The organism is Pseudomonas putida (assembly GCF_030159595.1).
In the GTDB taxonomy this organism is placed as follows: domain Bacteria; phylum Pseudomonadota; class Gammaproteobacteria; order Pseudomonadales; family Pseudomonadaceae; genus Aquipseudomonas; species Aquipseudomonas putida_AC.
On sequence record NZ_BSKJ01000024.1, the window covers coordinates 1 to 1,744 of the forward strand.

Here is a 1,744-nt window from a genome sequence, read left to right on the forward strand (position 1 = left end):
CAAATTGCTTGGGTGTTATATGGTCAAGCCTCACGGGCAATTAGTATTGGTTAGCTCAACGCCTCACAGCGCTTACACACCCAACCTATCAACGTCGTAGTCTTCGACGGCCCTTTAGGGGATTCAAGATCCCAGTGAGATCTCATCTTGAGGCAAGTTTCCCGCTTAGATGCTTTCAGCGGTTATCTCTTCCGAACATAGCTACCCGGCAATGCCACTGGCGTGACAACCGGAACACCAGAGGTTCGTCCACTCCGGTCCTCTCGTACTAGGAGCAGCCCCTCTCAAATCTCAAACGTCCACGGCAGATAGGGACCGAACTGTCTCACGACGTTCTAAACCCAGCTCGCGTACCACTTTAAATGGCGAACAGCCATACCCTTGGGACCGGCTTCAGCCCCAGGATGTGATGAGCCGACATCGAGGTGCCAAACACCGCCGTCGATATGAACTCTTGGGCGGTATCAGCCTGTTATCCCCGGAGTACCTTTTATCCGTTGAGCGATGGCCCTTCCATACAGAACCACCGGATCACTAAGACCTACTTTCGTACCTGCTCGACGTGTTTGTCTCGCAGTCAAGCGCGCTTTTGCCTTTATACTCTACGACCGATTTCCGACCGGTCTGAGCGCACCTTCGTACTCCTCCGTTACTCTTTGGGAGGAGACCGCCCCAGTCAAACTACCCACCATACACTGTCCTCGATCCGGATAACGGACCTGAGTTAGAACCTCAAAGTTGCCAGGGTGGTATTTCAAGGATGGCTCCATGAGAACTGGCGTCCCCACTTCAAAGCCTCCCACCTATCCTACACAAGCAAATTCAAAGTCCAGTGCAAAGCTATAGTAAAGGTTCACGGGGTCTTTCCGTCTAGCCGCGGATACACTGCATCTTCACAGCGATTTCAATTTCACTGAGTCTCGGGTGGAGACAGCGCCGCCATCGTTACGCCATTCGTGCAGGTCGGAACTTACCCGACAAGGAATTTCGCTACCTTAGGACCGTTATAGTTACGGCCGCCGTTTACCGGGGCTTCGATCAAGAGCTTCGCTTGCGCTAACCCCATCAATTAACCTTCCGGCACCGGGCAGGCGTCACACCCTATACGTCCACTTTCGTGTTTGCAGAGTGCTGTGTTTTTAATAAACAGTCGCAGCGGCCTGGTATCTTCGACCGGCATGGGCTTACGGAGCAAGTCCTTGACCCTCGCCGGCGCACCTTCTCCCGAAGTTACGGTGCCATTTTGCCTAGTTCCTTCACCCGAGTTCTCTCAAGCGCCTTGGTATTCTCTACCTAACCACCTGTGTCGGTTTGGGGTACGGTTCCCAGTTATCTGAAGCTTAGGAGCTTTTCTTGGAAGCATGGTATCAACCACTTCGTCGCCTAAAGGCAACTCGTCATCAGCTCTCGGCCTTGAAATCCCGGATTTGCCTAAGATTTCAGCCTACCACCTTAAACCTGGACAACCAACGCCAGGCTGGCCTAACCTTCTCCGTCCCTCCATCGCAATAACTGGAAGTACAGGAATATTAACCTGTTTTCCATCGACTACGCTTTTCAGCCTCGCCTTAGGGACCGACTAACCCTGCGTCGATTAACGTTGCGCAGGAAACCTTGGTCTTTCGGCGTGCGAGTTTTTCACTCGCATTGTCGTTACTCATGTCAGCATTCGCACTTCTGATACCTCCAGCAAGCTTCTCAACTCACCTTCACAGGCTTACAGAACGCTCCTCTACCGCATCAC

General features: G+C 52.6%; 1 rRNA gene (cut by a window edge). It reads right to left on the bottom strand.

Annotated elements, in window-relative coordinates:
- Positions 1 to 19 precede the first annotated feature (19 nt).
- A 23S ribosomal RNA gene (locus QQL85_RS26370) occupies positions 20 to 1,744 on the bottom strand; it runs 1,260 nt beyond the window's last position.